The organism is Rhodococcus ruitaii (assembly GCF_055230935.1).
Map to the genome: position 1 here is coordinate 112338 of NZ_JBUYWC010000010.1, position 23065 is coordinate 135402.

Sequence of the window (23065 nt, forward strand, 5' to 3'; positions counted from 1 at the left end):
TCGCGGGATGGGTGAACACCGTGCTGATGACCGGGGAGTGATCGCCAGCCCCAACATCTGGCACTGGCCGGCGGTCTACGAAGAGGAGAACCGTGCCCAGGATACCCGCGGCGCCGTATACGCGGCGCTGCGGGACGACGCCGACTGGGCCGGCCTCGACGTCGCCGACGTCGGCTGCGGTACCGGTTTCCACCTCGGGATGTTTGCGGAGACGGCCCGGTCGGTGACCGGAATCGAACCCTATCCGCCGCTCGTGGAGGCGGCGCGACGACGGGTCGATCATCTCGACACGGTCCGGGTCCTGCCGGGATCCGCCGCGCACATGCCGCTGCCGGACCGGTCGGTGGATCTCGTGCACGCCCGGACGGCGTACTTCTTCGGTCCGGGCTGCGGCGCCGGCATCACCGAAGCGATGCGGGTCCTGCGCCCCGGCGGAGCCCTCGCGGTCATCGATCTCGACGCGACAGCACACCCGTACGGCAAATGGATGCTCGCCGACCTCCCGCACTACCGGCCGCGTGCCGTCGAGGATTTCTTCGACGCTCAGGGATTCTCGCTTCGGCGGATCGACACCGAATGGGACTTCCCCGACCGCGATACCCTCGTGCGCGTCCTCGGAATCGAGTTCGGGCCGAAGGTCGCGGCCCAAGCTGTCCGGGAGACGCCCGGGACGACCTTGGCCGTGCGTTACCGCTTGCACATCCGGCGCAAGCCACGCGGCATCGACGTGGGCGGGGTCAGCGTGTTCCCTGCAGGTGGAAAACCCGGGCGAGTTCTGTGATCTTCTTCGCCCGCGCCAGCTTCGGCAGGTCGCTCCCGTCCTGAACACCGTGCCCGTCCTCACCGAGGCGATCGATGACGGTGTGAGCCCACCCGATGTCATCGGTGCTGGGGCTCAGCGCCGCATTCGGGAACCGCGCGCGATCCGGTGCCATGCAAAGCTTCCCGGTCATACCCATCGACTGAGTCAGCTGGGCCTCCTGCTCCAGGGCCGCGGGGTCGTCGGTCAGGGACGGGCCGTCGATCGGCCCGGGGAGCTTCGCGGCGCGGCTTGTGACCACCAGGCGCGAACGTGGATACGCCATGGCAAGAGGTGATGCGCTCATTCCGGTGTCGCGACGGAAGTCGCCACTGCCGAACACCAACCGGAACACCCCTTCGGCACGAGCGATTTCGGGCGCAGCCTCCAGCCCCATCGCCGATTCGATCAATACGAGGATCCTGGTGCCCTCCGGCAGGGAATCGGCGGTCGCGTCCACCTGCTGCCCGCTCTCGGCTTTCGCCAGCATGACCCCTTCGAGGCCGGGCACTGCCGCCAGGGCGTCGACATCGTCGCACCAGTGCGATGTGGTGGTGTCGTTGATACGGACCCACGCCCTGCCTCCGCCTCGAAGCCATTCGACGACACCGGCCCGGGCGGCTGCCTTGCCCTCAGCGGCGACCGCGTCTTCGAGATCGAGCACGACGGCATCGGAGGGGGAGGTGGCGGCAGGCTCGAACCGTTCGGGGGCATTGCCGGGAACAAGAAGCCAGGATCGGGCGAACTCGGGAGCAATACGGGAGGACATGGTTCGATCTTCCCCTCATCGACGTGTGGATGGCACGGACCGTGGATTTTCAAGGCCGGTTGGGGGCGAGCATCACAGTGCAGACCGGACAGTCAGGTCGCAAAGCATGGGAGAATGGATCATTATGGCTTCCCCACTGCCCCTGGTTTTCGACGCTCCGAAGCGGAGTATGCCCCCGCGGCACCTCGCCGACCTCGATGCCGAGCAACGACGTGAGGCAGTGAAGGAACTGGGTCTTCCGGCCTTCCGCGCCGACCAGATCGCCCGGCAGTACTACGGTCGGCTCGAAGCCGACCCGGAGAAGATGACCGATCTTCCCGCAGCGGTGCGCGAAAAGATCGGCGAGTCGCTGTTCCCGTCCTTGCTGACCCCGGTCAAGCACATCGCCTGCGACGCCGGGGAGACCCGCAAGACGCTGTGGCGCGCGGGCGACGGAACGCTCCTCGAGAGCGTGCTCATGCGATACCCGGAGCGCGCGACCCTGTGCATCTCGAGTCAGGCCGGGTGTGGCATGGCCTGCCCGTTCTGCGCGACCGGCCAGGGCGGCCTCGACCGGAACCTGACGACCGCAGAGATCGTCGATCAGGTTCGGGCGGCCGCGGCGGCACTGCGCGACGGCGACGTCGCAGGTGGCCCGGGCCGCCTGTCCAACGTCGTGTTCATGGGGATGGGGGAGCCGCTTGCCAACTACAAGCGTGTGGTCGCCGCCGTTCGCCGGATCACCTCGCCGGCACCCGAAGGCTTCGGACTGTCGCAGCGTTCGGTCACGGTCTCGACAGTGGGGCTCGCGCCCGCCATCCGCAAGCTCGCCGACGAGGGCCTACATGTCACTCTCGCCGTCTCCCTGCACACCCCCGACGACGAACTCCGCGACACCCTCGTGCCGGTCAACAACCGGTGGCCCATCGCCGAAGTTCTCGACGCCGCCCGGTACTACGCCGACAAGACCGGCCGCCGGATCTCGATCGAGTACGCGTTGATCCGCGACGTGAACGATCAGCCGTGGCGCGCCGACATGCTGGGCAAGAAACTGCGCAAAGCGCTCGGCCCGCTCGTGCACGTCAACCTGATCCCGCTCAACCCCACCCCGGGCAGCGAATGGGACGCCAGTCCCAAACCTGTCGAGCGGGAGTTCGTCCGCCGCGTCATCGCACAGGGTGTCTCCTGCACCGTCCGCGACACCCGCGGCCAGGAGATCGCCGCGGCCTGCGGGCAGCTTGCCGCGGAAGCCTAGACCACGCTCGGACGGTCCGCGTCACCGTGTTCCTCGTCGGCGAACTCACCGGCACCGAAGTACGCGTATTCGACCCGATCACGTTCGCGAACGAGTACACCGGCCTCTCCCTCGAGCACGACCCGGCCGTGGTTGAGCACCACCGCCCGATCGGACACTGCCAGCGCGAGACCGACATGCTGCTCGACGAGCACGACGGCGATCCCTTCAGCGCGTGCCAGGTCGCGGATGGCAGGGAGCATCTGTTCGACAATCATCGGCGCCAACCCGAGGCTCATTTCGTCGACCATGAGCAACCGCGGTTCGGCCAGCAGCGCCACTGCGATCGCAAGCATCTGCTGCTCCCCGCCGGAGAGCAGCCCGACCGTCCGCGACTGTAGCTTCGCCAGCGCCGGAAACCGGTCCAACACCATGTGTTCGCGGTGCTTGTCGGGTCGGCGGCGGGCCAGCCGGAGATGCTCACGCACTGTCATGGACGGGAACAGCCCGCGGTCGTCGGGGACGAAACGCATGCCTCTGCGCGCCATTCGGTAGGGCCGCGTGCTGTCGGCCGGCTCGCCCAGGACCGTCACCCGTCCACTCATCGTGGGGAGCACACCGGCGAGGGACAACAAGGTGGTGGTCTTCCCGGCGCCGTTGGGCCCCAGGATCGAGAGGACTTCACCGGCCGAGACCGAGAGGTTGACGTCGGCGACCGCGACGACGCCGTTGTAGCCGGCGGTCAGGGACTCCGCTGAGAGCACAGACTCTTCGGTGGAGACAGAATCAGCCATGGGCGGTCTCCATCGGTGCGCCCAGATATGCAGCGATCACAGCGGGATCCTTTCTGGCTTGGTCCGGAGTTCCCGAGAAGATGACCTTGCCGAACTCGAGGACGTAGATGCGATCGCACACGCCCAGGACGAGCGACATGTCGTGGTCGATCAGCAGCGCGCCGGGCCCGCCTCGCACGACCGCCCGGATGCGTTCGGCGAACTCGACGCTCTCCTGACTGTCGAGTCCCGCAGCGGGTTCGTCCAGCAGAAGGACACGACAATTGCCCACGAGCGCCCGCGCGACACCGACGAGTTTCTGCTGCCCGAGCGTGAGATCCCGCGCGAAGGTGTCCCCGACGTCGCCGAGTCCGACGGCTTGCAGCGTCGCGCCCACTACCTCGCTGCTGCCGCCGCCCCGCCGACGCCCGACCAGATCGCGCCACAGCGTCGCGAGACCGCCCGGCCGCATTGCCGCGATGACATTCTGATTTACGCTCAGGTTCGGGAAGAGCTCACCCGACTGCCACGTGCGCGCGAGACCGGTGCGGCGCCGCTGATGCGGCGGGAGACCGTTCATCGGAGTGCCGTCGACGCTGATCGTTCCCTCGTAGTCGATGAATCCGGTCACCGCGTCGACGAACGTCGTCTTGCCGGCGCCGTTCGGCCCGATCAGGCCGACGATCTCGCCCGGATGCACCTCCAGCGACACGTTCTCGTTCGCGACCACACCGCCGTACCGCACGGTGATGCGGTGTGCCGACAAGCCGCCCTGTGCCTCATCCGGCAGTCTGGATTCAGGCATCTGCCACCGCCACCTTTCCATGGTCGAATTCGTCGCCTGTCGACGGTGCCGGAGAACCCGGTGCGGACGTGCCGCCGCGCCGCCTGGCACGGAGCAGCGCGCTGAGTCTGCCGGCTTCACCGGCGATTCCGATCGGATTCAGGATCGCGGTGACGATCAAGGCGATCCCGGAAATCAGGGCGTAGTAGTCGCCGAGCTCGAAGATGTTGTGCACCAGAACATAGATGATTCCCAACGGGCCGATGATTCCTGCGATCGCCGCACCACTGAACGAGGTGATGCCGCCGAGATAGGCGACGGCCAGCACCTGCAGCCCGACGAACACGGTGAATGATTCGGCCGAGAGCTGACCGGCACTGTATCCGATGAGGCAGCCCGCGACGCCGGCGATGAACGCGGACAGTCCGAACCCGATGAGCTTGGTCAACCGGACGTCGATTCCCGCGGCCGCTGCGGCCCGCTCGTTCGCCCGCACAGCGAGGAAGACGCGCCCGGTATCGCCCGAGGCGATTCGGATGAACGCCCAGACCACGATCGCCGCGACGACAAGAACGGTGAGCGAGAACGACAGGCGTGCGATGTCGCTGCCTTCACGAACGCCGAGATTCAGGCCGAACAGTGTCGGATTCGCGATGGGATTGCCCGACGGTGGCGTGAGACTGTAGTTGTTGAAGATGAACCGCTCGATCGCCAGTGCTGCGGCGATGGTGACGATGGCCAGCTGCGCGCCGCGAATCCGGAAGGCGGGCAACGCCACCAGCATGCCGAGCAGGGCAGCCGCGAGCGAGCAGAAGATGAGTGCGAGCGGGAACGGCATGCTCCAGTTCGTCGTCACCTTCGAGAGGGTGAATCCCGCCGCGCCGGCGAACGCTGCCTGGGCCAAGGAGATCTGACCGAGGTAGCCGGCGATGACCACATACGACAACGCCAGCAGCATCAGGATGATCGAGTACGTCAGGCCGAATCGATAGGTGCCGGACGATACTGCGAGGAGCACCCCGGTCACCACGAGCACGAGTACGGCCGGGATCGGCCGGAATCGCGGTACCACAACGTCCGGCAGCTTGATCGTCTGCAGCGACCCGCGTGAGGGCAACCGTCCGCCGAAGAGCACCAGCACGACGATGACCACGATGAACGGCACCACCTGATCGACGCCGGACTGCGCCCACGTGGGCCACCACCTCTCGCCGGCGAGCAGGTTGAGCACCGACTGGAATGCCCCGAGCACCAGCGACGCGACCACGATCGTCGCAACGGATTCCATCCGGGCGACCAAGAGCACCGCGAGCGCCGGGACGACCAGCAACGAATAGTTCAGCGGATTCAGACCCGTCAGGGATGCCCCGAGCAGGACACCGACCGTGCTGACCACCGAGGCCATGATCATCGCGATCGCCGCGAGTCGATCCGGGGAGAATCCCAGAAGGGTGGCGCCCCGCTCGTTCTCCGCTGCTGCACGAGTGGCTGCACCGACCCTGGTGAATCGGAAGTACGCCCACACCAGCACTGAGATCGTCAACATGATCGCAACCATCACGACCTCCGCCGACGACACGGAGGTGCCGAACAGTGAGATCGATCCGGACGGGATCAGCGACTCGATCGGGATGCTGTTCGACCCGAACCTGATCACCACCAACGCTTGGACGCTGAGCATCAGTGCGACGGAGACCACCACCTGTGCCAGGGCCGGTGCGCGACGCACCGGCCTGAACACCAAATAGTGGGTGACGACCCCGAGCAGGGCCGCCATCACCAGGCCCAGTGCCAGAGCAACCGGTACCGACGGTGGTTCGTCGAACGCGATACTTCCGATAGGCAGGACGAGCGTGCCGTCGATGAGCAGTTGCGCGTAGACGTATGCGCCCCACATGGCGGTAGCGCCTTGCGCGAAATTGATGATCCCCGTCGAGCGGTAGACGAGGAGCAATCCGTTGGCGAGACCGATGTACACCGCGGCGAGACCGAATCCCAGGACGATGAACTGCAGGTATGTGCTCATGCGCTACTCCGCTGCGAAGGTGGCATCAACGAAAATGCCGTCAGGAGGTGGGCATCAGTGAAGGATCGAGATCGATGTATCCGGCATCCTCGACCGACCGGAGCGTTCCGTCCTCCTGCACTTCGAAGAAGATCGCCTGCGCATTGCACGTGGTGGCCACGCCGGGCCATTGCTGCCCGTCGCAGGTGACGGCAGGGCCGGCGAAAGTCGGGAAGTCTTTCAGCTCCTTGAACGTGTCGGTGACGGTGGCCGAGGTGATCTCCTCTGTACCACTCAGGATCTCCGCGATGTTGGCTACGGCCGCGAAGGTGTAGATGGATCGGGACGAGAGTTCGTCGCCGTAGCCGACTGCATCCATGGAGTCTGCGAAGATGTCGAGTTGCTCTTGCACCTCGGTGGGCGCGGAATCCTTCGCGAGTGGCACCCACAGCCGCGGCTGGGTGACGATACCCGCAGCGTCTGCCCCCATGTCGTCGATGAACTGAGAGCACGAGCCAGCGAGGATCGTGTCGTCGTAGCCCTGTCGGCGCAGGGCCTGGAACAGGCCGGTGCAGCCGTCCTCGGGAAGGGCAATGACTCCCGCCATGTCTGGTTCATCGGAAAGTTGCGTCGCTGCCACGACATTCAGGTTGGCACCGGAAGCAGGGGGATATTGGACAGTGACATCGATCCCCATCCGATCGGCGATCGGCATGATGAGATCGTCGACGTACGCATGGGACGTGGGCGACTCGTTGACGGCCAGTGAGGCGTTCGACTTTCCCATCGTGTCGAGGACCGACATGCTCGAAAGTGCGGCGAACGAGACCGGGCCGGTGAAATAGAATGCTTGCCCGTACTCGGCAGAATCAGCGACGAACGATCCCGCAAGAGTGCCGACGATGGGGATCTCCGCGGACGCCAGAATCGGCACCGCAGCGCCCATGCTCTGGTCGACCGCGTCGATCACGAGCGGAAGATCCTTCGAGACGAAACCGTTGGCGCAGCTGATCGCCGTCTCAGGGCTGCCGTCGCCACCACACACGTCGATCTCGAGGGGTCGGCCGTCGATGCCGCCGAGAACTTCGTTGACGTACTGCACGCCGGCTTCGAGACCGTACGCCGTCTGCGGATATGCGGACGCTCCCTTGATCGGAGCCAACGCGCCGATGACGATCGGCTCACCGGTGAGGGTGGCTCCGGCACTGTCCTGCCCGCCGTCCGAATTGCAGGCGGACAGTGCAAGTGCAGCAACAGCTGCCAGTGCACCGATGTGTCGAATTTTCATGGGGAGGCCCCACTTTCTCGAATCAATCGCGGGAGGAGACAGGATGGTTGGGTAGATACGGAACGAGACCGCGTTCAGGCTGGACTCCGAACGAGCGCAGCGCTGTCGCGAGCATCGAGTAGCAGCCCACCGTGAACACGACATCCATCAGCTGCCGATGGTCGAACTCGCCCACGAGCGCGGTCCACGTAGCCTCGGCGATCACGCCGTCGCCGATCAACTCGTCGGTGGCGGTCAGGAGTGCTCGCTCGAGAGGTGACCAGCCTTCTGCGTCGGGTCCCTGATCGATGCGGGCGATCTCGGTGGGGGTGATGCCCGCTCGCTCGGCGAGGATGACGTGTTGGGCCCATTCGTACTCGGCGCGCCGAAGGAATGCGATGCGAAGAACGAGGAGTTCCCGGTGCCGGACCGACAGGGTGGACTGCGCCAGCAGATGCCGGTTGAAACTCAGGAACGCCATGGCCAAGGACGGATGCTGTGCCAGGGTGCCGAGCAGGTTCGTGCCCGGTTGTCTGCCGTCTTCATCTGCAGTGCTTGCCACCGCCGATCGGAAACCGTTGATGTACGTCGCGATCTCGTCAGTCCACATGTCTTCGGGGAGAGGCGGTATCCGGGGCATGTGCGTGGCGGTCCTTTCGGTTCGGGCGGGTAGCGGCAGTCGGTCAGGTGTTGCGTCCGCCGTTGACGCCGATCATCTGCCCGGTGATGTAGCCGGCTTCATTGCTCACCAGGAACGCGCAGGTGGCGGCGACGTCCTCGGGCTGCCCGATCCGGCCCACCGGGGTCCTGGCGGTTTGCAGGTCGAGATCGACGAAGCCTTTGGCGACGGTGGTGCGCAACATCGGGGTGTCGATGAAGCCCGGAGGAATCGTGTTGACCGTGATCCCGAATTTGCCGAACTCGAGTGCGAGGCTCTTCGTGAGACCGACAACGCCCGACTTCGCGGACACGTAGGGGGACAGGCCGGGGGAACCGCTGTGCACACTCGACGACGAGATGTTGACGATACGTCCCCACCCCTGATCGATCATGTCGGGGAGCACGAGTTGGCAGCAGTCGAAGGTTGCGGTGAGATTGACGGCGAGTGAGCGCTGCCACGCCTCGGAGGTGATGTCCAGGAACGGGGTCGGAACCGACATACCGGCGTTGTTGACCAGGACGGTCGGGGAAGTCAGTTGCGCTCGCACGTTTTCGACAGCCGTCTCGAGGGCAGCGCGATCGGTGACGTCGACCTGCAGGCCGATGGCCTTACCTCCCTCGTCTGCGATCGACGAGGCGATCACCTCTGCCGCGTCACCGTCGAGGTCGAATATCGCCACCAAGTGGCCCTCGGTAGCGAGACGCCGGGCGATTGCTTCGCCGATCCCGGAAGCGGCACCGGTGATGATCGCGGTATGGTCGGTCATTGGATCGGCTCCGTTCCGATGAGGGTCGAACGGTGCATTCGGCGAGGTTTGGCACGGTCGAATGTGCATGCCCGGTGCGCGAGGCCGGTGTTGTCCCAGATCACCGTGTCGCCCACAGACCAGCTGTGCCGGTACACCAGCTCCGGTGCGGTGGCACGTCGTTCGAGCTCGCGTAGCAACGCCCGGCCTTCCGGCACCGCCATTCCGACGATGTGGGATGCGGTGGCACCGAACACCAGTGATCGCCTACCGGATTCGTGTTCCCACACGAGCGGGAGCTCGCGCGCGGCGCGGGACGACCATTCCCTCACCTGATCCTCGGTCGGGTTCGGGTAGGTCAAGCGTTGAATGGCCTCGAAGGTGTGGACGACCCGGAGAGTGCCGAAATAGTCCTTCTCCTCGTCCGACAACGCATCGTAGGCGGCGTAGGTGCTCGCGAACTCGGTCTCGCCGCCTTGCTCCGCCGTGACGTGCGCGGTCAGCACCGAAGCCTTTGCGGGGATCGCATCCAGAGCGCCGTCGATGTGCCAGTAGTCGTTGCTGGCGAAGTACTCCTTGTTCGGATTGTCGGGCTCGAAGCTGATCTCCATGATCTCCGGGATCCGGTACTTGGGAAACAGCGCGAGCTCACCGAGTCGTCGGCAGAACGCGACCTGGGCCGGATCATCGATGTGCAGTTCTCGGAACAGGATCACGCTGTGTTGTTCGAGCAGGTCGAGAAGTACTGAGGGTAGCTCGTCATCGGTGAGGAGGCGGTCGACATCGACCCCCATCACCTCCACGCCGACGAGGTCGCCCAGTTTCTTGGTGGCAAGCGTGTGCATGTGGTCTCTCCTCGATGCGCCCGCGTCAACTCGGGACGTTCGGCTGTCGGACGTTGGTGAGCGGGCGGGTGTAGGACGGGTCCGTGGCGCTGCGGGACGGTGCACCGTTGGCGAGGACGTCGGGGACATCAGAGAAGGGAATGTCCATCGACGCAACTATTCCCGACCACTCGATCACGTTGGTACGGAGGGCTATCCGCCACTCCCCGTCGCGGCGTTCCAGCCGGTCGATGTACCGGCCGCCCGCAATCCAATTGCTGTCGTCGACGTTCCGGGCAGCGAACAGGTAGTACGTCTCGGTATGCGCGGTATCGCCGTCGAGATCGCAGGTGTGGTTCAGCAGATTGTGGTGGGTGGCCTTCTGCCCCTGCGCGTGCATCGCGGTGGACCAGTTGTAGAGGTCCACCGGTCCGCCGACGAAACTGCCCGCGGCGATCGTGGCGTCGTTGTGGAAGGCAGAGAGGAAGAGGTCGCGGTCGAAGCGGTCAATTGCCCTGCTGAAGCGGGTCAGCGTATCGAGGATCTCCTGGCGATCCAGAAGGGATTCGAGCTTTGCGATCCTGTCGGGCGCGAGAGATGTCACCGGCGTGCTCATGATGTGCTCCGTTTCAGGGAGGTGGAAGGGGAGGAGGTCGGGGCGACACCGAGCCCTGAACTATCTGATCCGGCGATCGGGGACCAGATGGGTTCGCCGCGGGTCGATCGAAGTGAAGGGATCTTGCGGCCGTCGACATCTGTGACGCCGTACTCGTGCGCCAGTTCGGCGGTGATGAAGGTGCCGCCAGAACGGCTCATGACCGCGGGATCCTGTGCGAGAGCGGCGATGACGCGGCCGGCAAACTCCGGTGAGCAGCCGTTCGCAGGGTAGGTGGCAGCACCGTCCGTCAATCCGGGAATGGCCGCCAGGTTCCGCTCGGCGCGCTCCGTGAAGGTCAGGCCCTGCCAGATCGACACAGATGCCACCTCGTATGGCTGCAACTCGACGGCCATATCCCGTGCCATCCGATCCACCGCGGCCTTGGCCATCCCGAAAAGGACGCCGTAGGTATAGGCGACACCGGTGTACCCGGAGACTGCCACGATGAGTCCTGATTTCTGGGGAGTCATGATCGTGGCGGCATGCCGTGCGGCAACGAAGTTCGACCGCACACCGACATCCACCATTTCCCAGTTCGACAGAGGCTTCACCCAGAACGGTTCGGGATCGGTCAGGTCGTCGGGAAGAGAGAACGCATTGTTGACCAGGATGTCGAGGCGGCCCTGCTCGCGTTCGACGCGCTCGAACAGCGCGGCCACCTGCTCGTCGTTTGCATGATCGACCGTGACCGCAACACCGGTGCCTCCGCGACGATCACACTCCGCTGCGGTATCGCCGACGGTGCCCGGAAGTGGGTGCGAGCCGGGCGTCACCGTACGTCCGGTGACGTAGACCGTGGCGCCGTGCTCCGCGAGCGCCAGGGCGATGCCTTTGCCGATCCCGCGGCTGGCACCGGTGACGACAGCAACTCTGCCCGACAGCGCACCCATCCGAACTCCTCCTGCGTGTTGTCGACTACCTGTGTGTGGCGAGGGGGTCTGCGCCGAAGAACGCCTCACTGTGATCACCGGTGGCCTTTCCGGTGAAGTGTTCGCCGCGAAATGGCGTGCCCATGAGGCCCTGCGACCAATCCACGGACACACCGTCGTCGCGGGACCAGTCGTAGAGCATGGTGCGCTGCGCGATTCGCCACTGGCTGTTGCGCTCCTCGAGACGGTCTAGGTAGCGACCGCCGAGCACCGTGTCGCGCTCTTCGGTTCCCGTGTCGACGCGGTGGTACGCGGTGACATGGGTTTCCGCCAGGGCGGTGTTGCCGTCCAGTTCGATGTGCGTCTGCCCGAGCAGATGCTGGGTGACCAGAACGGCGGGAGACCCCGGCACTACCCACGCGAGGTAGTCGTCGAACGAGCCGGAGAAGATCCCGAAATCGACGATTGCGTCGGGCCAGAACGAAGAACTGACCGCCTTGCGGTCTCGGCGGTCCTCCCCGCGCGCGAGGCGTACGATGCACGCCCGGACTTCGTGATGCGCGAGGAGGAGTACGCCCACGTCGGCGTCACCCATGCTAGCTGCCGTCCTCGGATGTATAGCCGAGAATACTCTTGATCTCGAGGTAGTCGTCGAAGCCGAATTCGCCCCACTCACGACCGTTTCCGCTCTTCTTGTAGCCCCCGAACGGCGCCCCGAAGTCGAACGCGTCATTGATCGCAATGTTTCCGGCGCGGATCCGTCGCGCCACACTTCGGGCCTGTTCGAGGTCCGCGCCCGCGACGAATCCGGCGAGGCCGTACTCGGTGTCGTTCGCTATCTCGAGTGCGTGGTCGATGCTGTCGTAACCCAGAATCGTGAGGACCGGACCGAAGATCTCCTCGCGGGCGATCGTCATGTCGTTCTTGACATCGGCGAACACGGTGGGCCGAACGAAATAGCCGGTGGTTAGGCCGTCGGGCCGGCCGACACCACCGGCCACGAGGTTTGCCCCCTCGTCGATGCCCTTCTGGATGAGACCTTGAACCTTCTCGAACTGCGCCTTCGACACGACGGGGCCGATCGCGGCATCGCCGGTCGGGTCGCCCACGGTCACCTGCGATGCCGCCTCACGCGCTGCGGCGATGGCTTCCTCCATGCGCTCCCCGGGGACCAGCATTCGCGAAGGAGCGCTGCAGGTTTGACCCGAATTCATCATCATCGTCACGACGCCCTTACCGACATTCTCAGCAAAGTCTGCATCGTCGAGGATGATGTTCGGGCCCTTGCCGCCGAGTTCCTGGGTGACTCGCTTGACGCTGCTAGCGGCATGTGCGGCGACGTCGACGCCTGCGCGTGTCGAACCGGTGAACGAGACCATGTCGACATCTCGGTGACCGGAGAGAGCGCGCCCGACGCCGGGTCCGTCGCCCTGGACGAGGTTGAACACTCCGGCGGGAACGCCGGCCTCGTCGAGGATCTCAGCGAAGACCTGGCCGTTGAACGGCGCCTGCTCCGACGGCTTGAGCACCATCGTGCAGCCGGTGGCCAGGGCCGGGAACACTTTCACCGAGATGAGGCTGATCGGCCAGTTCCACGGCGTGATCAGGCCGCATACCCCGATGGGTTCCTTGACGAGGAGGCTGCCGCCGCGCTGCTCCTCGAAGGTGAAGTTGCGGAGAACCTCGATCGCGGTGGTGAGATGCCCGAGGCCGAGGTTCACCTGGAAGCCACTTGCCAATGCGGCGGGTGCGCCCATCTCCTCGGTCAGTGCGGCGGCGATGTCGCTCATGCGACGCTGGTATACGTCGAGGATCTTTTCGAGCAGCTCCAGCCGTTCTTCACGGCTGGTCGCCGACCACGCGGGGAAGGCGTGTCGCGCAGCGGCGACGGCCTTGTCGACGTCCGCCGACGACCCGAGCGACACCGTACCGGCGACCTCTTCGGTGGACGGGTTGATGACCTCAAAGGTGTTCGATTGGGCGGGATCGGTCCACTGTCCGTCGATGTAGAACTTCAGATATTCACGCATGGCTACCCGGTTCTCTCGTCTGGTGCTGTACGAATGTCACTGCTGGCCTTCGGCGTGCCGTGTCACTGCTGGCCTTCGGCGTACCACGTGCGGAATTCGTCGTAGCTCGGCATTTCCTCCGAGTTGGCCTTGGGATCGACGGCGACGTGGATGACGCCTGGCCTACCGCTGGCGTAGGCCCGCTTGATGGCAGGTGCGATGTCTTCATCGCGTTCGACGTACTCGCCGTAGCAGCCGAAGCCTTCGGCGACCTTGTCGAGACGCGTGTCCTTACTCCAATGGACGCCTGTCTCGAGGGAGTCGTGACCGAAAGTGCGCTTGTAGACACCGACTTCGAGACCCCAGGCGTAGTCGACACCGACGACGCAGACGAGGGGCAGACCCACCCGCACGGCGGTTTCAAGTTCAGCGATGTGGAACTGGAACGAGGAGTCGCCGGTGATCAGCATCATCGGGCGCTTACCGCCGTCGGCGACGCCCGCACCGACGGCGTAGGGCAGACCCGTGCCGAGGTGCCCGAAGTTCTGGTTCCACATCACGTCGTGCGGTTTGGCCTGGGAGTACGTCCAGCCGAAGATTGTGGTGGCGCCGCCGTCGCGGACCATGATGCCGTCGGCAGGAAACGCCTTGGTGGCTTCGACGATCAGGCGAGCGGGATGCACGGGGGACATCCCGGACGGTGCAGTCTCGGCGAGTGTGGCGAGCTGTTCGGCCTCCTGCTTGATCCAGCCCGCGAGTTCGGGCGTCGGGGTACGTGGAGAATCCTTCAGCGCGTCGACGAGTTGCGGAACGATTGCTCGCAGATCGCCGACCAACGGGACATCGATCGGGCGGTTGACGCCGATGGATGTCGGATCCTGCTCGATGAGGATCCAGTTGCGGTTGGCTTCGTTGGCGACCCAGTGCCGCCCACGTCCGAAATGGACGGGCTCGCCAAGTTCGGTGCCGATAGCGAGACACAGGTCGGAGTTCACGACAGCATCGATGGATGCTGCGGAGAAACCATACGGGAACGTGCGGTCCTCGAGGCCTTCGATGAAGGACGTGCCGCCGGACGTCTGGATGACCGGGCAGGCCATGAGGTCGGCGAGTTCCTTGACGGACGCGCCCGCCCTGGAGGTGTGCACGCCGTGACCGACGAGGAGAACAGGTTGTTGTGCGGCTCCGATCAATTCGGCTGCTCTGGCGACCAGATCAGCCCCGGCGGTCTGGCCTACGAGGCGGTACTTCTCGGGAGGGAGAACCGGCGGTGCGTCGATCTCCTCGAGGATGACGTTCTGTGGGTACTCGATATAGACCGGCCCGGGGGTGCCGGAGAGCGCCTTACGCAGGCCTTCACGGATGATCTCGTCGGTCTGTTCGGGGTACTCGATGCTTGCGTGGTATTTCACGGAGTTCTCGACGAGTGCCATCTGCTGGACGAACTGGATCCGACCCCGCCGAACGCGCTGTTCGGTGATGCGGGCGCGTTGGCCACCGAGGAAGATCACCGGCGAGTTCTCGACCTTGGCGCACATGATGGCGCCGGACAGATTCGCGAGGCCGGGACCGAGCGTACCGATACAGACGGCGGCCTTGCCGGTCATACGCGAGACGGCCTCCGCCATGAATCCGGCAGACTCTTCGTGGTGGGGCGCCACCACGTTCCAGCCGCGTTCTTCCGCGAGGCGGAACAGATGAACGAAGTTCGGATCCGGAATGCCGAAGAGGGTGTTGATACCTTCGGCTTCGAAGAGATCGAGAATTCGTTCGTAGACCTTAACCGACATGCGCGTTTCCCTCCGTGGCTATCGCAAAGCTTTTCGTGATGTGGTCGACGTGGCCCGACACGGTCGGCAGAATCCACGGGTCCCTCGTATCGCGGATGACCTCGATGTTCTCGGCGACTTCGTCGATCGACCAGGACGGGCGATACACCCCCGGGGTCTCGGCGATGTAGACTCTCGCGACCCGTCCGGCAATGGCAGCGAACATTTCGCCGGTGACCGAACATGATTCGTGTGCCAGCCAGCCGACGACCGGCGCAGCGAGTTCCGGGCCCATGGGTGGATACGCGGACGTGTCGAGGCCTTCGGCGAGTCTGGTCAGCGCAGCGGGAATGATCACGTTGGACCTGATTCCGTGCTCGGCGCCTTCGATCGCGGCTACGTTGGACAGCCCGATCATTCCGGCCTTCGATGCCGCGTAATTGGCGACGTTCGCGTTGCCGTAGATGCCCCCGATCGACGAGGTCAGCACGATCCTGCCGTATCCGGCGTCGCGCATCAGCGGAAATGCTGGGCGGACCACGTGGAACGCGCCGCGCAGGTGGACGTCGAGGACGGCGTCGAAATCCTCGTACGACATTTCCGACAATGACGCGTAGCGGTTGTTGCCCGCATTGTGGATGAGGATGTCGATGCGGCCGTAGTTGTCGAGGGCGGTCTGGATGATCGCCCGGCCACCCTCGGCTGTCGCGACGGACTCGAGGCAAGCCACCGCATCGCCGCCGGCAGCCCGGATCTCCTCGACCACACCGTCTGCCGGACCGGCGTCGAGGTTCTCTCCGTTGATCGCGGCTCCGGAGTCGTTGACCACGACCCTCGCGCCGAGCGATGCGAGCAACAGTGCGTAATCGCGTCCCAGCCCTCGTCCGGCCCCGGTGACGACGGCGACGCGGTCGTCGAATCGGAGTGTCACTTGTCGAGCACCAATCCTTCCAGTTCGCCGGTGTCGCGCCACGCCTGGAGCAGGTCGCTCAGTTCGTAGAAGCCACCCCAGTAGGGTTCGCCCAGGAAGGAACGCCCGTTCGGCTCCCCCTCGCTGTTGTAGTAGCCAGGTGTGCATTCCGAGACGAACCGACTGTTGTCGACCGTGTTGTCGCGGATGGTCTGGACCCAGGCTTCTTCGGCTTCGGCGGTGGGTTCGACGCGGGTGGCCCCCCGGGTCAGCGCTTCGTTCACGATGTAGGCGATGTGATCGGCCTGCTGCTCGAACATCAAGGTGGTGGCGGCAGTCACGCCGCCCTGCACGAATCCCGTAGCGAAATGGTTCGGGAAGCCGTGCGCCATGATGCCGTGCAATGTGCGGAAACCCTTACCCCAGTGGTCGTAGAGCGAGACCCCGTCGCGCCCGGCGAACGGCTTGATGTCGAACTGACGCTCGAGGGAAGTGGTGATCTCGAATCCGCTCGCGAAGACGATGCAGTCGAACTCGTGCTCGACACCGCCGACGATGATGCCCTTCTCGGTGATGCGTTCGACACCCTGTGTGTCGGACACGTCGACGAGGGTGACGTTGGGGCGGTTGAAGGTGGGTAGGTACTCGTCGTTGAACACCGGTCGCTTGCACATGTTGCGGTAGTACGGCTTGAGTTTCTCCGCTGTCTCCGGATCTTCGACGATCGATTCGACCCGCTGACGCAGCCGTTCCATCGCTCGGTAGTCTTCGATCTCCTTGAGTTCCAAGAACTTCTCTGGATCGGCGAGCGCGGCCCAACCGTTCGTCTCGTTGAGCTTCGCGGCGAGGTTCCGGGAGACTTCGGTCCAGCCGTCGCAGATGAGGTCCGGCTCGCCCGGAGTGTAGAACGCGAAAGCGGCGTTGTGGAAGTTTCGCTGTCGGGCGTCGCGCCACCCGGGCTCGAGCGTCTTGACCCATTCCGGGTCGGTCGGATAGTTGGCGCGCTCGAAGATGTACGACGGTGTGCGCTGGAAGACCGTCAGGTGCTTGGCGCCGCGTGCCAAGTGGGGGATGGCCTGAACCGCCGTTGATCCTGTTCCGATGACGGCGATCCGCTTGTCGCCGATCTTGCCCAGGCCGCCGTGGAGATCGCCGCCGGTGTAGTCGTAGTCCCAGCGGGCGGTGTGGAAGGTATGCCCCTTGAATTCTGAAATACCGGGGATACCGGGGAGTTTGGGCTTGTTGTAGGGGCCTTGAGCCATGACGATGAATCGTGCGCGGAGTTCGTCGCCCCGGTTGGTGCTGATCCGCCAGCGCGAAAGGCTCTCATCCCATTGCAGCGACGTGATCAGGGTGTGGAAGAGGGCATGGTCGTAGAGCCCGAACTGCCGGCCGATTCGCTGAGCATGCTCGAAACACTCGTCGCCCTTGGAGAACTTCTCCTTCGGCATGTACCCGGTCTCTTCCAGAAGCGGAAGGTAGCAGTAGGCGTCCGAGTCGATCTGGATGCCCGGGTACCGATTCCAGTACCATACGCCTCCGAAGTCGCCGCCCAATTCCACGATCCGGAAGTCGGTGACACCTGCCTGCCGGAGTCGGTGTGCGGCAATGAGACCGCAGAATCCGCCCCCGAGGATCACCACGTCGATCTCGTCGGTGAGCGGATCCCGAGATGTTACCGGGAGGTGCGGATCCGCGGCATAGAAATCATCGAACCCGTGGCCGGTCTCGATGTACTGCTGCTGGCCGTCCGACCGAAGGCGCTTGTCGCGCTCGAGGAGATACTTCTGTCGTAAGGCTTCCTGATCGACGTCGGATGTCTGCGTAGGCGCGCAGTTCTGCATGTGAGTGTCCTCGGTTGAGGGGGCGGGGTTCACGCGAGGTCGCGTGGAGCCCCGGTACCCATGTAGGTGGCCAGATTGTGATGGAGGCTGACTACGCTGCGTTCCCGGTAAGGGTTGGGAACCGGGCCGGGGAAGCCTCGCGACTTCATCCCCTTCTGCACAGCGGCCATGTTGTCGAAGTCCTGCGGCAGTACGGTGCGCCAGCCCGGGTCGTCCTGCGGGGTGTACTCCCATTCAGTCTCGGGCTCCTCGCCGGGCGGGAACAGTTCGAACACGGCGGCCTCGAAGATGCACTTGTCCGGATCGGAACCGTACGGACGCACGCGATAGCACAACATGTTGTTGGGAGCGTGCCCGATCTGGAAGTTCGGGAAGATCTGCCAGGCGGTACCGGCTTTCGCGACATCCTCCGCCGCGATCGTCGGCCACGTGACACCGCGAGCCTCGTCATCGCGTCGTGCCGACTCGAGCCAGTGTCGCATCACCTGGTCGGGGGGCGTGCCCTCGGGGAGTTCGTCGACGAGGCGGCGCGCGGCCTGCACCAATGTGTTGGTGGTGTTGGTGTTCGCGTTCTCCCAGGTGAAGTTCTGCAGCTGCATTGTCGAGATACGGGCATCGGGTCCGGATCCGACGCGGAGCTTGGCTTGGTTCTCGTCCATCCCCTTCGGCGCGTCGTATCCGATGTTGCTGTGCTTACCCTGGTTTCGGGCCCAGCCGAGGAACGCGCCGAAGTTCATGAATTCGGGGTGCGTGTACGGGACGTGGTAGGTCTCCATGAACGCCTCGATCGCAACTTTCCAGTTGCAGTCGAACACGAGCCATTTCCGCCAGCGGTACCGCATGTTCTCGAGGTGGAACGGATCCAGCAGGGAAGCCGCGGGTTCGAGGTAGTCGCGCAGAGGTTCGCACTCGGGATCCATGTTGACCCAGATCCAGCCACCCCAGGTATCGACGCGGACATCCTTCAGATTCCGCTGCTGCGCCGACAGGCATCCGCGCCAATCCTGTTCCTCGGCGGCGAACGTGTTGGTGCCCTCGAGGTCGTAGCGCCAGCCGTGGAACCCGCACACGAATTGCCGGGCCTGCCCTCGCGTGTCGTGTGCACCGTCCGGGACGTCGACGAGGCTGCGACCGCGGTGTGAACACACGTTGTGGTGGGCGCGGATGGTGTCCTGCGCAGTGCGCACAACGATGATCGAGTCGTCGCAGATGTCGTAGGTGAGGAAATCGCCGACACGAGGAATCTCCTCGACACGGCAGACCTGCTGCCATACCTTGGCCCAGAGTTTGTCCCCTTCTGCCTCGGCATAGTCCTTCGAGAGATACGCCTCGACGCCAAGTGTCATCGGCGTAGAGAACGGCTCAGTTGTCTCGGAAGGTGTTTCATTGATGTTGTCAACCGTGTCGGTCATGTGACTCTCCTCGTGAAACGGGGCTGATTCAGCGAGTGATGGCGGCGCGGAATGTTTCGTCCTTGAGGAACAGAGAGGTGTGATCGGCGCCCATGTGGGTCCATTTGAGGTTCAGACCCCCGTCTACGAGCAGGGTCTGTCCCGTGATGTAGCCCGACAGGTCGGACAACAAGAAGAGAATGGCGCCGGCCTGTTCCTCCGGTGTGCCGCGCCGACCCATCGCGATGGCTCGGCGGTCGCGTTCGGAGTCGTCGTCGACGTACGTGCCGGACGCGGGTGTTGCGGTGACTCCGGGCGCGATGGCGTTGACCCGGATGTTGTCGGTGGCGAGTTCGACCGCCATGGTGCGTGTCGCGGCGACGAGCGCCGCTTTCGCGGTTCCGTATGCGATGTGGAACGGTGCGGTGTTCATGCCGCTGATCGACGAGATCGACACGATCGACCCGGGCAGCGATCGGTCTTTCAGTTCTGCCGCGACCGCCTGACTCATGAAGAACATGGTTTCGAGATTCTGCGTGAACAGCGCGCGCCAGTCCGCCCGCGTCACACGAGTGGCCGGCATCCACGTCGCCGGTGCGGCGCCGCCCGCGACGTTGACGAGTCCGTACAGCGTTCCTTCCGTCCGCCTGACCGTGTCGAGAACGGAGGCGATGCCGTCGTCGGTCGATGCATCCGCCGCTACCGGAACCACGGAAAGACCCTGGGTGCTCAGCGGTTCGATGTACTTGGTGAGGTTCTCCTCGGATCGGCTCACCGCAATGACGGTGGCGCCGGCCTCTGCGACCATCTTGGTCACCGACGTGCCGATACCTCCGCCTGCTGCGCCGGAGACGACGACGATGCGTCCCGCCAGATCGACCGGATTGTTGCTCATCGGAGGATCACTTCCCTTCGCGGATCGCGAGGACACTGCCCTCGGCGTCTGCAGAAATGTAGAGGGTGTCGTCGGGGCCGGCGGTGATTCCGGCGAAGGGGCCCTGCGGTCCGGCGAACGGGATGAGGCCCTTCAACGGCTTTGCGGTGACCCCCTCGGGTGCGCCGACGGGCAGATGTCGTGCGATGACCTGCTGGGCCTTGGTCTCCAGATCGACGCTGATCAGCGTCTTGGCGTCGACATCGACGATGTAGAGCTTGCCGGCGCGTACCAGGATTCCCTGAGGCCGCTCGAGGCCGTCGACGAGGGTGTCGACGCCGGCGCTCGTGACCGAGATGATCCGTCCCGCTCCTGCTTCAGAGGCGAGGAGGGTGCCGTCCGAGGTGAATGCGAGCCCCGTCGGGTCCTGCAGGCCGGAGGCGAGGACCTCAGAGTGTCCGGATCCGACGGAGTGGATCTTTCCGGTGCCGATGTCTGCTACCGCGACGGTTCCGGTAGCGGACACCGACACGCCGTACGCCTGCTCGAGGCCGTCGAACAGGAGTTCGGTCTCCGCTGCTGCGGGCCGGTACCGAGAGACGGTGGTATCGCCGGCGACGATGAATTCGCCGTCGCCGACGGCGGTGATGCCGCGGATGTAGCCGGGCCATCCGGGGTGGAAGAGCATGGCGACGGTGCGGAGTTCGCCGCTGGGCTCGAGTGCGAGCAGGAAGGTTCCGTCGGCGACATAGAGTGTGCCGTCCGTTCCCACGGTCAGGTCCAGCGGCCAGGTCAGTCCGTCTGCCAGGGCAGTGCGCGTCTCTCCGCCGGCGAGGACCTCGGTGATCTGCCCGGTGAAGCTCGAGACGAACAGTCGGTCTCCGATGAAGGTGAGGTTGTCGAGGCCTGACCCGATATCCGCCATGACGGTGCTCGTACCGGTGCGCGGGTCGATACGGAGTACCTGGCCCGAACCCACCTGCGGGGCAACGATGTAGCCCTCGGAGTCGAACTTCAAGGCGACGGGAACGCCGAGGTCGGCCGCGACGCGTTCCGGTTCGCCGCCGTCGGGATCGACCCGCCAGATGTCGTTGGTGCCGAGGGCGGGGTAGTAGAGCTTTCCATCCGGTCCGACTTCGAGTGCGTTGGGTAGCTGCAGACCGTCGACCAGGACTTTCGGTGCGCCGCCGTTGAGGTCGATCTCCATCAGGCGTCCGTCCGGACGGCATTCGTCGACGAAGAGTCGTCCCTGGTGGAAGGTGATGCCGTTGACGCCGGGGAGGTCGTCGCGCAGTACCCGGGTGTGTCCGTCGTCGGAGCGGATGCTGACTCGCCCGTCGTAGTACTCGGTGATGTAGAGCTCCCCGTCGGGGTGGAATGCCAGGTCGTCGGGGGCGACGATGTCGCTGCCCTTCGCGCTGATGGTCTCCACGGTGCCGTTGTCGGGATCGAACGCGCTGATCTGGCTGCCGGCCACCTGCGCGACGTAGATGCGACCGTCTGCGCCGGCCCGGATGCCGTTTGCGCCGAACAGCCGGCTCGGGGGAGTGAGCCTGGTGAGACTCCATCCTTCGGCGAGGTGTGTCGTTGGACCTGTGTAGCGCGACCCTTGCGTCAAGGTAGGTCTCCTCCTTTGTGAGAACAATGATTCGCACTCAGCGAGAACGATGTTTCGCAGCTTCGAGAGCGAGCGGCTCCGATGGGTGGGTCTATGTCCGATTTTCATGGAAGTTTAGTGATTCAAGCCACTCCAGGGTGGTGCCTGGCAGTTAATCACGAACTGGCCAGCGCTACAAGTATTGTTATCCTTGTAAGGATTGAGCTACGCTGATCGGATGTGAAGAGAATCACGTTCTCGTGAGTGTGCGCCCCTCGGGGTGGGCAGGCAAGGGGCCGGCGTGCACCGGAAGGGCCGGGCTCGGTCAGGATGTCGAGCCCGGCCCTTCTCAGGGTCGGTGTGGGGTGAGGTGCTCCGGAATCAGCTACGCGGGCGTTGGCGTGCGGGGAACGTGTTGCGCGTCATTGCCGCCGACGCATTGACGATGGTGTCGCCGAAACGGTCGAGGACGAGCACCTGGGTGGCAGCGAGGTGGGAGCGGGCGAGTCGTTCGGCTTCGGCCACCCGACCGTCGGCGATTTCCTTGACGATGCGACGGTGTGCGTGCACGGCGTCTTCGGCCTTGCCTTCGGATGGGTACTCGCCGCGGCGCGTGAGCGCTTCGGCCCAGGCTTCTTCTTGTGCTGACCACAGGGCGACATAACTGCGCACCGCGTAGCGAATCGTGGCGTTCGGCGTGAACGAGACGATCAGATCATGAAATTCGCGGGCCGCCTGGGTGAATGCGACTCCGTCGCCGACGAGTTCGGCGGAGGCGTCGATGGACGCGGTGAGGGCCGGGACGACGATCTCGGCGCGGTCCGGGCGTCTTGCGCACTCGGTGACGCACAGCGGCTCGAGCAGCTGCAGACCGGCGGCGAGATCCTCGAGTGTGACCCGGCCTGCCTGAAGGGAGAGCCCGAGATGGTATGCGGCGGAGAACTCATCGGGGCGATGCACGTCAGCGCCTCCGACGTTGCCTCGACGGACCGTGACGAGTCCTTCGGTTTCCAGGATGCGGAGGGCTTCTCGCACCGACGGGTAGCTGACACCGAAGTCCTTGACCAATTGGTCCTGGGTGGGCAGTCGGTAGTCGTCATGGGCGAGAATGTTGTCGCGTAATTCGTCGGCGACGGTTTCGGCGATACGGCGCTGTGGCACTCGGCCACGCCGCGGGGTCGTCAAGAAACTCGCCTTTCACGCATGGGTGCAGTCTAGCGACGGACGGTCTTTTCTTCCAAGTATTGTGAGGTTTCAAAGTCGCAAGCATTGCTATCCTTGTGATGATTGACGTAATGTCCGGG

General features: G+C 64.6%; 21 protein-coding genes. 2 read left to right on the forward strand and 19 right to left on the reverse strand.

The annotated features are described in order from the left end of the window. The first annotated feature begins 7 nt into the window (after window positions 1-7). Window positions 8-781, forward strand: coding sequence for a class I SAM-dependent methyltransferase (locus tag ACZI8W_RS14680; protein ID WP_463369227.1), 774 nt, complete (start codon window positions 8-10; stop codon window positions 779-781). Here the strand turns inward: ACZI8W_RS14680 and ACZI8W_RS14685 are convergent. Then, complete coding sequence (locus ACZI8W_RS14685; RefSeq protein WP_463369228.1) at window positions 738-1568, reverse strand: HpcH/HpaI aldolase/citrate lyase family protein; 831 nt, start codon at window positions 1566-1568, stop codon at window positions 738-740. The two genes, ACZI8W_RS14680 and ACZI8W_RS14685, sit on opposite strands and share 44 nt — an antisense overlap. A gap of 124 nt (window positions 1569-1692) precedes the next feature. On the opposite strand from ACZI8W_RS14685, the gene rlmN reads away from it, so the two are divergent. Beyond that, window positions 1693-2802 carry a dual-specificity RNA methyltransferase RlmN gene (gene rlmN / locus ACZI8W_RS14690; protein WP_463369229.1) on the forward strand — a complete coding sequence of 370 codons (1110 nt, stop codon included), beginning with the start codon at window positions 1693-1695 and terminating at the stop codon, window positions 2800-2802. On the opposite strand, the gene ACZI8W_RS14695 is transcribed toward rlmN, so the two are convergent. The 18 genes from ACZI8W_RS14695 to ACZI8W_RS14780 form a co-directional block, all read right to left on the reverse strand. Continuing rightward, window positions 2799-3575, reverse strand: a complete 777-nt coding sequence (locus tag ACZI8W_RS14695) for an ABC transporter ATP-binding protein (RefSeq protein WP_463369230.1) — start codon at window positions 3573-3575, stop codon at window positions 2799-2801. The genes rlmN and ACZI8W_RS14695 overlap by 4 nt on opposite strands. Then, entirely contained in the window at window positions 3568-4359 is a 792-nt protein-coding gene (locus ACZI8W_RS14700; RefSeq protein ID WP_463369231.1) for an ABC transporter ATP-binding protein, read from the reverse strand. The genes ACZI8W_RS14695 and ACZI8W_RS14700 overlap by 8 nt, the downstream gene beginning before the upstream one ends. Next, window positions 4352-6364, reverse strand: a complete 2013-nt coding sequence (locus ACZI8W_RS14705) for an ABC transporter permease (protein WP_463369232.1) — start codon at window positions 6362-6364, stop codon at window positions 4352-4354. Before ACZI8W_RS14705 ends, ACZI8W_RS14700 begins: the two co-directional genes overlap by 8 nt. A 40-nt stretch (window positions 6365-6404) precedes the next feature. Next, window positions 6405-7631: an ABC transporter substrate-binding protein gene (locus tag ACZI8W_RS14710; RefSeq protein ID WP_463369233.1), complete on the reverse strand. Its 1227-nt coding sequence runs from the start codon at window positions 7629-7631 to the stop codon at window positions 6405-6407. Window positions 7632-7653: 22 nt separating this feature from the next. Continuing rightward, on the reverse strand, window positions 7654-8250 hold the full coding sequence (locus tag ACZI8W_RS14715; RefSeq protein ID WP_463369234.1) for a carboxymuconolactone decarboxylase family protein: 597 nt from the start codon (window positions 8248-8250) through the stop codon (window positions 7654-7656). A 43-nt stretch (window positions 8251-8293) separates the two neighbouring features. Then, entirely contained in the window at window positions 8294-9037 is a 744-nt protein-coding gene (locus tag ACZI8W_RS14720; RefSeq protein ID WP_463369235.1) for an SDR family NAD(P)-dependent oxidoreductase, read from the reverse strand. Further along, the gene (locus ACZI8W_RS14725; RefSeq protein ID WP_463369236.1) at window positions 9034-9861 is read right to left on the reverse strand and encodes a TauD/TfdA dioxygenase family protein; all 828 of its coding nucleotides are present in this window, start codon (window positions 9859-9861) and stop codon (window positions 9034-9036) included. Before ACZI8W_RS14725 ends, ACZI8W_RS14720 begins: the two co-directional genes overlap by 4 nt. 25 nt (window positions 9862-9886) lie before the next feature. Next, on the reverse strand, window positions 9887-10456 hold the full coding sequence (locus ACZI8W_RS14730; protein WP_463369237.1) for a nuclear transport factor 2 family protein: 570 nt from the start codon (window positions 10454-10456) through the stop codon (window positions 9887-9889). Continuing rightward, window positions 10453-11388, reverse strand: a complete 936-nt coding sequence (locus ACZI8W_RS14735) for an SDR family NAD(P)-dependent oxidoreductase (protein ID WP_463369238.1) — start codon at window positions 11386-11388, stop codon at window positions 10453-10455. Before ACZI8W_RS14735 ends, ACZI8W_RS14730 begins: the two co-directional genes overlap by 4 nt. Before the next feature lie 25 nt (window positions 11389-11413). Continuing rightward, window positions 11414-11962, reverse strand: coding sequence for a nuclear transport factor 2 family protein (locus ACZI8W_RS14740; protein WP_463369239.1), 549 nt, complete (start codon window positions 11960-11962; stop codon window positions 11414-11416). Window position 11963: 1 nt separating this feature from the next. Continuing rightward, window positions 11964-13397, reverse strand: a complete 1434-nt coding sequence (locus tag ACZI8W_RS14745) for an aldehyde dehydrogenase family protein (protein ID WP_463369240.1) — start codon at window positions 13395-13397, stop codon at window positions 11964-11966. A gap of 62 nt (window positions 13398-13459) precedes the next feature. Continuing rightward, complete coding sequence (locus ACZI8W_RS14750; RefSeq protein WP_463369241.1) at window positions 13460-15166, reverse strand: thiamine pyrophosphate-binding protein; 1707 nt, start codon at window positions 15164-15166, stop codon at window positions 13460-13462. Continuing rightward, on the reverse strand, window positions 15156-16076 hold the full coding sequence (locus ACZI8W_RS14755) for an SDR family NAD(P)-dependent oxidoreductase (protein WP_463369242.1): 921 nt from the start codon (window positions 16074-16076) through the stop codon (window positions 15156-15158). Before ACZI8W_RS14755 ends, ACZI8W_RS14750 begins: the two co-directional genes overlap by 11 nt. Next, the gene (locus tag ACZI8W_RS14760; RefSeq protein WP_463369243.1) at window positions 16073-17899 is read right to left on the reverse strand and encodes a flavin-containing monooxygenase; all 1827 of its coding nucleotides are present in this window, start codon (window positions 17897-17899) and stop codon (window positions 16073-16075) included. Before ACZI8W_RS14760 ends, ACZI8W_RS14755 begins: the two co-directional genes overlap by 4 nt. A gap of 29 nt (window positions 17900-17928) precedes the next feature. Continuing rightward, window positions 17929-19311: an aromatic ring-hydroxylating oxygenase subunit alpha gene (locus ACZI8W_RS14765; protein WP_463369244.1), complete on the reverse strand. Its 1383-nt coding sequence runs from the start codon at window positions 19309-19311 to the stop codon at window positions 17929-17931. Between the two features lie 28 nt (window positions 19312-19339). Next, window positions 19340-20185 (reverse strand): SDR family NAD(P)-dependent oxidoreductase, encoded by an 846-nt coding sequence (locus tag ACZI8W_RS14770; RefSeq protein WP_463369245.1) that lies wholly within the window; start codon window positions 20183-20185, stop codon window positions 19340-19342. Between the two features lie 7 nt (window positions 20186-20192). Further along, complete coding sequence (locus ACZI8W_RS14775; protein ID WP_463369246.1) at window positions 20193-21782, reverse strand: SMP-30/gluconolactonase/LRE family protein; 1590 nt, start codon at window positions 21780-21782, stop codon at window positions 20193-20195. 360 nt (window positions 21783-22142) lie between these two features. Next, entirely contained in the window at window positions 22143-22946 is an 804-nt protein-coding gene (locus ACZI8W_RS14780) for a FadR/GntR family transcriptional regulator (protein ID WP_463369247.1), read from the reverse strand. Window positions 22947-23065: the final 119 nt, after the last annotated feature.